Below are 10,122 nucleotides of genomic sequence, written 5' to 3' on the forward strand. Positions count from 1 at the left end.
CTTCCGGCCACCTCTTGTTTCTTATAATTTGTCCTTATAGCACTTTTTAGTGATGCCAGCCACCCCGCATGGAGTTCAAATGGGTAAATAGGACACTTTCAAGTCTCGGGCCACCTAGGAAGACAGGGTAAGAAATGAAATAATCAATATTTTACCCGAGGAAAAGTAGAAAGCCAGGGTAAGAAAAGAAATAATCAATACTTTACCCGAGAAAAAGTAGAAAGACATGGTAAGAAACGTAATAATCATTATCTTACCCAAAGAAAACCAGAAAGATAGGGTAAGAAATGTAATATATATTTTTTTCCCCAAGTTACCTGTTAAAATGGTGGCTGCAAAAGCGGTATCAAGCTATATGCCCAAACTAGCATTGTCGTACCCTTTACAATGGTAGCCGCGGGTATATAGTCACACATATCCTTGAAAGTAGCCACCCCTACTGTTCTCGGAATTGGAGCCTGAGGCGCTTGTACCCAGCCACACCGAAGGTGCTTGCCATTGACGGGGGCTGAGGAAAACGCCACAATGCTGAATCTGACGGTGCGTGAAAATCTACTGTTCCCATCATCCTCACCGTCGGCTCGCAGACCAAGGCGTTTTCCTCAGGTTCAGTCAATGGTGGCGTACGCATTCGTAACAAAAATCAAGCCATTAAAACCATCCCCTGACTTTCCACTCACTTACGCATATACAAAAAGAGAGTACTCTGATATATGCTAATTGCACACATAAGAATCCTCTCCCTAATATACAGTATAAAATTCAGTAAAGGCTGTGGAAAGTGAGTTATCACTATTTCACAGCCTCTGTTTTTGTGTTTCTGTAAATGAAACTTAAGCTACATTTGTAGCAGAAGTGAGTTCATTAACTCTTGCGACAACAGCTGAAGCATCCTCTTTCTGAGTTGCGAGCTTAGCACCAAGGATTTTTTTAGCCATCTGAAGTGTGTACTTCTTGCCGCCTTTTTCCATATGAAGTGACGCAAATGTCTTTTTATCAAGGGCTACAACCTTTTCAAGTTCAGTAAAGTTGAACTTCTCAGCATATTTGATCTTGTTGTTGTTAAGACCATCAAGGATAACAACATTAACGCCTGTAGCAGTAACACCAAGGTATGCATTGTGTCTTGTCTTGAAACCTGTCTTGTCTACCATTTCACCAACAAGAACACCAAGAAGACCAAACATTGAGAATACGTTGTATCCTGGAAGTGTAACTGCATAAGCAGTTGCGAGATAGTTTTCTCCTGCTCCGAATGCTTCATTAAGGAGCCTCATCTTTGCTTCATCATTTACTTTTGCCATTATAAAATTTCCTCCAAATACTTTTTTTATTTTCCCGACAGAGACAAGTATACTATTACAGTTCATTTTTTCAACACATATTTTTAATAGAATTTTCATATTTTATTCGCCAGATGTTGCAAATTAGAAAAATGCTGTGAGGACTAAATAGAACAAAATGTCTTTGTGAGACGGACATTTGTCTTTTCTACACAAGAAATAAATTATAGTTTTGAAAATTTTGTTGATATTTTAGTGATTTTGGGGCTTTTCATATATGTTAAGTTAGGATTATAATTTTTTAAGACTTTAATCTGACAAAGTAAAACGAATCGGAGATTAGAAGATGGCACAGCTTTGGGGTGGAAGATTTACAGGCAGTATAAATGAACTTGCATGGAACTTTAATGCTTCTATTACTTTTGACAAGAGATTTCTGGAAGTCGATGTAAAGGGAAGCAAGGCTCATGCTGAAATGCTTGCAAAACAGGGCATCATCACAATGCAAGAGAAGGAAGACATAGTTAAAGGTCTTGATTCAATATTGGAAGATGTAAAGAGTGGCAAGCTTGAAATAACTACCAAATATGAAGATATTCACAGTTTTCTTGAAGCGAATCTTATAGAGAGAATCGGTGATGCCGGTAAAAAGGTCCACACAGGCCGCAGCAGAAATGATCAGGTAGCCCTTGATATGAGGCTCTATGCGAGGGATGAAGTAGCGCATGTGACAGGTCTTTTGACAGATATATTAAAGGTGCTAAACGGTATCATGGGAGAAAACCTTGAGACTTACATGCCGGGATTTACCCATCTTCAGAAAGCTCAGCCTGTTACCCTTGCACATCACTTCGGCGCTTACTTTGAGATGTTTAAAAGAGACCTTCTCAGAATGAAGGATATATATAAGAGAATGAACTATTGTCCGCTTGGAGCCGGTGCTTTGGCTGGAACAACTTACCCTTTGGACAGGGAATATACAGCAAAACTTCTTGAGTTTGAAGGGCCTACGCTTAACAGCATGGACTCAGTTTCGGACAGAGATTATCTGATCGAGTTTATGTCAGCTCTTTCTACAGTAATGATGCATCTTTCAAGATTTAGTGAAGAAATCATTATCTGGAACAGCAATGAATACAGATTTGTAACTATTGATGATGCCTATTCTACAGGCTCAAGTATTATGCCTCAGAAAAAGAATCCGGATATAGCAGAGCTTGTAAGAGGCAAGACTGGAAGAGTATACGGCGATCTGATGACTCTTTTAACTACCATGAAGGGCATTCCTCTTGCTTATAACAAGGACATGCAGGAGGATAAAGAGGCCTTCTTTGATGCAGTAGATAATACGTCAAATTGCCTGATCCTTTTCACGCAGATGTTGTCTACTCTTAAGTTTAACAAAGATAACATGAAACGCAGCGCAATGCTTGGATTTACAAATGCCACAGATGCTGCAGATTATCTGGTAAAAAAGGGTATGCCATTTAGAGATGCCCATTCAGTAATCGGAAGGCTTGTACTATATTGCATAGATAAAAACTGTGCAATTGATGATCTTGGCATAGAAGAGCTAAAATCTTTTTCTGAATTATTCGATAATGACATATATGAAGAAATCAGCTTGGAGACATGTGTTAACAAGCGTTTAACTATCGGAGCGCCAAGTCTAAAGTGCATGTCTGAGATAGTTAAGCTGAATGATGAGTTCATAAATAACTTGGGTTAAATTTACAAATAGTATCGACTGAAAATGTTTATATGCGCCGCTGCATGAAAACGGTGCTTACAATATTAAGGAGGAGTTTTTATTATGAGTGACAAGTTGAAAGTAGCAGTTCTTGGTGGAACAGGAATGGTTGGTCAGAGATTTATTGATATTATCAATAATCATCCTTGGTTTGAAGTTACCACTATTGCAGCAAGCCCACGTTCTGCAGGACAGACCTATGAGGAAGCAGTAGGCAAGAGATGGAAAATGGATAACCCAATTCCTGAGTCTGTAAAGAACCTCGTTGTAAAAGATGTTACAGATGTTAAGGGCGTTTCTGAAGATGTAGATTTTGTCCTTTCTGCAGTTAACATGTCTAAGGATGAGATCAAGCATATTGAAGAGGAATATGCCAAGACTGAGACACCTGTAGTTTCTAACAACAGCGCTCACAGATGGACTCCTGATGTTCCTATGATCATTCCTGAGATCAACCCTGAGCACATGGATGTTATTGAGTTCCAGAAAAAGAGACTTGGCACAACAAATGGTTTCATCGCAGTTAAGCCTAACTGTTCAATCCAGAGCTACACACCAGCTCTTACAGCATGGAAAGAGTATGAGCCTTACGAGGTAGTTGCTACAACATATCAGGCTATTTCAGGTGCCGGCAAGAACTTTGAAGAGTGGCCTGAAATGGTTGGCAACGTTATTCCTTTCATCTCAGGTGAGGAAGAGAAGTCAGAAAAAGAGCCACTTAGAATCTGGGGTAAGATTGAGAACGGCGTGATCGTTCCTGCAGACGACGTTAAGATCACATGTCAGTGCATCAGAATCCCTGTTCTTTACGGCCATACAGCTGCTGCATTTGTTAAGTTCAGAAAAGAGGTTTCTAAGGAGCAGCTTATTGAAAAGCTTGTAAACTTCTCAGGACTTCCACAGAAATTGCAGCTTCCTAGTGCACCAAAGCAGTTCATCCAGTACATGCAGGACGACAACAGACCACAGGTTACTTTGGATGTAAACTATGAAGGCGGCATGGGTGTAAGCATCGGAAGACTTCGTGAGGATACAATCTACGATTACAAGTTTGTAGGTCTTTCACACAATACACTTCGTGGAGCTGCAGGTGGAGCAGTAGAGTGCGCTGAGCTCCTTAAAGCAAGTGGATACATAAATAAAAAGTAATGCTTAGTACTTTAATTGTTGGGCTATGGAAGAACAAAGAAGAGAAGATTTATCTTTCTTAAACAGATATTATGAGAGCGGACTTTCCAATATTCTTGTGGTCTACGGCCACAGGAATATTGAGGTTACGCCTCTTTTGACAAAATTCATAGAAAACAGAAGACATTATTTTTTCACTGCTCGTTCCGTATCAGAGAGGGAGCAGCTTTTTCTATGGGCAGGTGAGCTTAGAAGAAATGGGGTTAAAATCTCTGAGTTCCCTGATTTTAAAGAGTTTTTTAGTGCGCTTATTGACGGCGTGACTAAGGTTCCACTCATCCTGGTTTTTGATGATTTTGAAAATGTCATTGGTAAAGCTTCTGAATTTATGAAGCAGCTTACTTTGATGCTTTCCGAGAACGGAAGACAGAAACAGATTCTTGTTATTTTGGCGAGCCGGGACATTAACTGGGTTGAAAATAGTATGGTGGCAAACCTTGGAAATCTTGCAGGGAATATAGCAGGGTTCAGGAAGATAAAGCCACTGCCTTTCTCAGAAATGAGAGCTTTTTTTCCAAAAATGTCTTATCGCGATGCGGTTCTCACCTACTCTGTGCTTGGCGGGCAGACAGCTCTTTGGAAGTATTTTGATGATAATCTCTCTTTTAAGGAGAATGTCTGTAAGAACTTTCTTGATTCCGGAAGCTTTTTATACGGTGAACCAAAAAGGCTTACAGAGTATACCTTGAGGGAGACAGCTGTTTATAACACGATCATGTCTCAGATGGCCAGAGGCGTTAACAAGCTAAATGACTTGTACCATGCCACAGGCTTTTCAAGAGCAAAGATATCAGTGTATCTGAAAACCCTTATTCACCATGATTTTGCATGCAAGGGTTACTCCTTTGGAAATGCAGGCAGAGAGAATGTTTTAAAGGGTGTTTACAAGATTGCTGACCCTCTTTTGAATTTCTATTTTAAGTTCATTTTTCCAAACGAAAGTAGTCTGCGTTTAATGCCGACTGACAAATTTTATGATATATTTATATCTGCAGGTATTCAAAGTTTTGCAAACGAAAGTTTCAAAGCTGTATGCAGAGAATATATCTTTAGATCCGAAGAAAAAGGTCTTTTCCCATTTGAAATCGGGGATGATGGGCAATGGCTCGGAAAAGATGGTGATATTGATATCATCTTGCAAAGTGATACGGGCGATACAGCGCTGTGTCTTTGCAAGTGGCAGAGTCAGATCACACATTCAGATTTGGATAAACTTGAATCCTGCGCAAGACTAGCAAGACTTGAGGGAGATTATTACTATTTCTTTTCAACCGCAGGATTTGATGCGTGGCTAACTGATGCATCTATGAAATCATCTGGCAAGATACGGTTGATCGGAATAGATGAATTAACAAATGGCTAAAAAACTTATCATAACCGAGAAACCATCTGTGGCAAGAGATTTTGCCCGAGTGCTTAATGTTTCCGGTAATAAAAACGGGTATATTGAGAATGATAATTACGTAATTTCATGGTGCTTTGGTCACCTTGTGGAGATGGTATACCCTGAAGAATACGATGAAAAATACAAAAAGTGGAAACTGGAAGATTTACCGTTTCTACCTGTTAACTATAAGTATGGCGTTATTAAGGCCAGTGCAGATCAGTATAAGCTTGTGAATTCTCTTTTGCATAGAGATGACATTGATACTGTCTACTGGGCGGGCGACTCGGGAAAAGAAGGACAGACCATCGAGGAGAACATCAGAAACTATGGTGGCGTCAGAGATGGAATGACTGAGCTGAGAGTCTGGATTGATTCCATGACTGATGAAGAGGTTAAAAGAGGCATAGCAGAGGCAAAGCCTATGTCAGATTATGCACTCCTTGGAAAGTCAGGAATCATGCGTGCTATCGAGGATTACAGCCTCGGTATCAATTTCTCACGTGCCCTGTCAGTAAAATACGGAAAGCTTATAAATGATGCAGCTGCCACAAAGTCATACACAGCCATTGCCATTGGCAGGGTAATGACCTGCGTTTTGGGAATGGTTGTCAGAAGAGAGAGGGAGATCAGAAACTTCGTTAAGACTCCTTTTTACAGGATCGTAGGATCTTTTTCTGACGCTAATATACTTGCTGAGTGGAAGGCTGTTACCGGAACAGCCTTTTTTGAGTCCCCGCTTTTATACAAAGAAAACGGATTCAAAAAGGAAGAGGATGCGAAGGCTTTAATTGATTCTCTTACGGGAAAGCCTGCTGTAATTGACAGTATTGAGACAGGCAATTCCAAAAAGAAAGCACCTCTTTTATACAACCTTACAGAGCTTCAGGCTGAGTGTACCAAGAGGTTTAAGATAAGCCCATCCCAGACCCTTGATATTGCTCAGGAGCTCTATGAGAAGAAGCTCACAACATACCCCAGAACTGATGCCAGAGTTCTTACTACAGCTGTGGCAAAAGAAATCTATAAGAATGTAAAGGGATTGTCAGGAGTAGCAGAGGTTTCAGGTTTTTCTGAGCATGTCCTAAAAAATGGTTTGTATAAAGGAATAGAGAAGTCCTATTACACAGATGACAGCAAGGTAACTGATCACTACGCGATCATTCCTACAGGGCAGACGGCAGCCATTAACTCTTTGTCACCTCTTTCAAAGAATGTATATCTTTTGATATGTAAGAGATTTCTGGCTATTTTCTATCCACCTGCAGAGTATAAGACAGCTAAACTACAGATAGATGTAGGTGGCGAGAAGTTTTTTGCATCAGCAAAAGTAATGACAGCACCGGGATTCAGAGCTGTTTTAGGAATTCCTGAAGAGAAGAAAAACACAGGTGATAATGAGAACAGCCAGGGTGAGGCAGGAGATAACGCATCTGATGAAGAGGATGTTGGAATATCCAAAGAGGACTTTATAAAGTTCGTTGAGACAGCTCATAAGGGTGACTCCATATCTGTAAATGGCATGAATATAAGGGAAGGCGCTACAGCACCGCCAAAGAGATACACATCCGGTGACCTTGTAATAGCCATGGAGAATGCCGGAAACCTTATAGAAGATGAGGAACTCCGTGAGCAGATCAAAAAGAAGGGCATTGGAACTGCGGCTACAAGAGCAGGTATCATTAAAAAGCTCATCGATATCAAGTACCTGAACCAGAGTAAGAGCCAGATCATAACGCCTGAGAATCTTGGAGAGATGATCTACGAGGTTGTTTATCTGACTGTGCCAACGCTTCTTAATCCGGAGATGACAGCCAGCTGGGAAAAGGGCCTTGAAGGTATCTACAATGGCTCAGTTGATGCAAAGGAGTACAGAGGTAAGCTCGAAGACTACATAAGACGTGAGACAGGTAAGCTCATAGATAAAGATCTCACTCACGATATTGTAAATCATATCAATCAGTTCACAGGTAAAGAAGCAAAGGGCCTGGCTTCGAGAAAACCAATCGGCATAAAGTGCCCTGTTTGTGGTGGAGAGCTCACTACAACTTCATTTGGATATGGTTGCAGCAACTATTTTGATGAGTCCAAAAAGTGCTCATTTAGCATAGGTAAAATTGCAGGAAGAGACCTTTCTGAAGAGGAAGTTAAGCAGCTTCTTACAGAAGGTAAGACCGGCGTGCTCGAAGGCTTTTCAAGTAAGAAAAAGCAGAAGTTTAGTGCAAGCCTTAATTTTACCAAGGACGCAGATGGAAAGCCTGTTATAAGCTTTAATTTTGAAGATGTTCCTATCGAATATGTGGAGGACTTAAAGTGTCCTGCTTGCGGCGGAAGGATCATAAAGACCGGCTATGGCATCACCTGCGAGAACAGGACAAAAGAAGAAAATCCATGTTATTTCAGTATAGGTGAAATAGCTGGCAAAAAGCTTGATATAGAGACACTTAGGACTCTTATAAATGAGAGAAAGACAGATGTTATAAAGGGCTTTAAGAGTAAGAACAAAAAGAGCTTTGACGCTAAGCTTGAATTAAAGACTGTTGAAGACGGAAAGCTTTCAATAGTGTTTGATTTTGATGGTATAGAACCTGATTATCTAAAAGATGTTGTCTGCCCTGACTGCGGTGGCAGGATCATCAAAAAGAGCATAGGCTTTGGTTGCGAGAATTTTAGAGCAGAGGATCCTGAATCCTGTAAGTTCTTTATCGGCAAGATTGCATCCAAGCAGCTCTCCGAAGCAAATGTGATCGAGCTTTTAAAAGAAGGACATACATCAACTATCAGAGGCTTTAAGGGAAAGACCAACAAGAAATTTGATGCGTGCCTGGTGCTTAAGAAAAACGAAGAAGGAAAGAGCGAGATTTCTTTTGACTTCGAAAATGTTGAAGCACAGGTAGTCAAGGATGTAGTGTGCCCGGTCTGTGGTGGCGAGATAATCAAGACATCTTTTGGCTATGGTTGTAAGAACTACAATAGGGACGACCCTGAAAACAGCTGTAAGTTCAATATTGGTCAGATCGCGGGAGTTAAGCTAAAAGACGCCCAGGTTAAAGAGCTTTTGGGCGCTGGCATTACTTCCAAGATAAGCGGCTTTAAGTCAAAGAGTGGCAAGAAGTTTGAGGCGGCACTTGCTCTTAGCAAGGATGAAGACGGCAAAGTAACCGGCATAAGGTTTGTCTTTGAAAATGAGGACGAAGTTTTAGAAGACTTAAAGTGCCCAATCTGTGGCAAGCCTATCATTAAAGGCCACATGGGCTATCGCTGCGAAGACTACAAAAAGGGCGATGAAGGTTGCAGCTTCTTTGTTGGTAAGATCGCTGGAATTGACATCGATAAAGAGCAGTTTGCAAAGCTCATCAATGAGAAGAAGACTGACACGATTTCTGGCTTTATCAGCAAGAAAGGAACTCCTTTCGATGCGAAACTGGCCCTTGATGAGAAGTTTAATATAGTATTTGATTTTAATAATTAAAAATTATATAAAAGGGGGTTACAAAAATGGGAGAACACGAGCATCATGAACATGGGAGTGAGCACGAACATGAGCATCATCACCACGAGCACGGAGGGATTGAGACAAAGGAAAAAGCAGTAGCTCTTTTGAATCATATGAGTGCCCACAACGAGGCTCATGCAGAGGAACTGCTGAAAGTCGCAGACAAACTTAAAGATTTCGGAAATGGGGAAGCTTCAGCAAAAGTGCTTGAAGCAGCAAAATTCTTTAAAAAAGGTAATGAATTACTTAGAGAAGCCTGCGAATGTGCTTCTAAAGAGAAGGAGTGATAAGTTTATGTGTTTATCAACAGCTTACAGAGATTCAAAGCCTGATGAGATCCTTATGGAGTATGTAAGTTCTATCAGTGTGAATGGTGACAAGATCACGCTCACTGATATGATGGGAGAACAAAAGACATTTACCGGAAGTTTAAAGTTCGCAGACCTCACAGGGGCTGTAATAAAGATTGATTGTTAAGGTTTGGTATACAGCATTTTCTATGATTTAACAGTGTCGTAGGTAGATAAGGGAGAGTATTATTGCGTGAGTTTTTACTCATAGCAAAATGCTCTCTCTTTTTTTATGCGCAAGTGAGTTGGATACGTATATGACCTTCTGAGAAAAGTTTATGTTGTGGCTCCGTCCGCCACCATTGTCTGCCCCTGTCTGTTGATAAGTCACTTGAAGCATCCCATTGACTCTATTAGAAAAAGTATAGTTTGCGGATGCGTACGCCACCATTGACTGAGCCTGAGGAAAACGCCTTGTCAACTCTGCCGACGGTGAGGATGATGGGAACAGTAGATAGATTCATGCACCGTCGGATTCAGCATTGTAGCGTTTTCCTCAGAACCCGTCAATGGCAAGCACCTTCGGTGTGGCTGGAGATTATTGCCTCAGGTTCTGACTCCGAGAACAGTAGGGATGGCTGAAATTGAATCAGCTGAAGACTTGGGATATTGAAAACATAAAGATTTACCTGGCTATAGCATGCTGCGAGAGATTTTTCTCGATTTTCATG

General features: G+C 40.9%; 7 protein-coding genes. 6 read left to right on the top strand and 1 reads right to left on the bottom strand.

The genetic code is table 11. From position 1 onward, the window contains the following. Nucleotides 1-833: 833 nt before the first annotated feature. Complete coding sequence (locus G585_RS0116330) at nucleotides 834-1,304, bottom strand: hypothetical protein (RefSeq protein ID WP_022776433.1); 471 nt, start codon at nucleotides 1,302-1,304, stop codon at nucleotides 834-836. Between the two features lie 325 nt (nucleotides 1,305-1,629). Between G585_RS0116330 and argH the strand changes: the two genes are divergently transcribed. From argH to G585_RS0116360, 6 genes are all read left to right on the top strand, one after another. After that, the gene (gene argH, locus G585_RS0116335) at nucleotides 1,630-3,012 is read left to right on the top strand and encodes an argininosuccinate lyase (protein ID WP_022776434.1); all 1,383 of its coding nucleotides are present in this window, start codon (nucleotides 1,630-1,632) and stop codon (nucleotides 3,010-3,012) included. Nucleotides 3,013-3,096: 84 nt separating this feature from the next. After that, complete coding sequence (gene asd / locus G585_RS0116340) at nucleotides 3,097-4,182, top strand: aspartate-semialdehyde dehydrogenase (protein ID WP_022776436.1); 1,086 nt, start codon at nucleotides 3,097-3,099, stop codon at nucleotides 4,180-4,182. 25 nt (nucleotides 4,183-4,207) lie between these two features. After that, the gene (locus tag G585_RS0116345; protein WP_022776438.1) at nucleotides 4,208-5,584 is read left to right on the top strand and encodes an ATP-binding protein; all 1,377 of its coding nucleotides are present in this window, start codon (nucleotides 4,208-4,210) and stop codon (nucleotides 5,582-5,584) included. After that, nucleotides 5,577-9,077, top strand: coding sequence for a DNA topoisomerase III (locus G585_RS18540; RefSeq protein WP_022776439.1), 3,501 nt, complete (start codon nucleotides 5,577-5,579; stop codon nucleotides 9,075-9,077). The genes G585_RS0116345 and G585_RS18540 overlap by 8 nt, the downstream gene beginning before the upstream one ends. Before the next feature lie 26 nt (nucleotides 9,078-9,103). Next, entirely contained in the window at nucleotides 9,104-9,388 is a 285-nt protein-coding gene (locus G585_RS18545) for a hypothetical protein (protein ID WP_022776441.1), read from the top strand. A 7-nt stretch (nucleotides 9,389-9,395) separates the two neighbouring features. Beyond that, nucleotides 9,396-9,578 carry a CooT family nickel-binding protein gene (locus G585_RS0116360; protein ID WP_022776442.1) on the top strand — a complete coding sequence of 61 codons (183 nt, stop codon included), beginning with the start codon at nucleotides 9,396-9,398 and terminating at the stop codon, nucleotides 9,576-9,578. The last annotated feature ends 544 nt before the right edge of the window (nucleotides 9,579-10,122 follow it).

The organism is Butyrivibrio sp. AE2015 (assembly GCF_000420825.1).
Taxonomy (GTDB): Bacteria; Bacillota; Clostridia; order Lachnospirales; family Lachnospiraceae; genus Butyrivibrio.

What these genes read in the sequence shown, in the direction of transcription:
- argH (WP_022776434.1), top strand. Translation starts at nt 1,630, where the DNA reads ATGGCACAGCTTTGGGGTGGAAGATTTACAGGCAGTATAAATGAACTT.
- G585_RS0116345 (WP_022776438.1), top strand. Translation starts at nt 4,208, where the DNA reads ATGGAAGAACAAAGAAGAGAAGATTTATCTTTCTTAAACAGATATTAT.
- asd (WP_022776436.1), top strand. Translation starts at nt 3,097, where the DNA reads ATGAGTGACAAGTTGAAAGTAGCAGTTCTTGGTGGAACAGGAATGGTT.
- G585_RS18545 (WP_022776441.1), top strand. Translation starts at nt 9,104, where the DNA reads ATGGGAGAACACGAGCATCATGAACATGGGAGTGAGCACGAACATGAG.
- G585_RS0116360 (WP_022776442.1), top strand. Translation starts at nt 9,396, where the DNA reads ATGTGTTTATCAACAGCTTACAGAGATTCAAAGCCTGATGAGATCCTT.
- G585_RS0116330 (WP_022776433.1), bottom strand. Translation starts at nt 1,304, where the DNA reads ATGGCAAAAGTAAATGATGAAGCAAAGATGAGGCTCCTTAATGAAGCA.
- G585_RS18540 (WP_022776439.1), top strand. Translation starts at nt 5,577, where the DNA reads ATGGCTAAAAAACTTATCATAACCGAGAAACCATCTGTGGCAAGAGAT.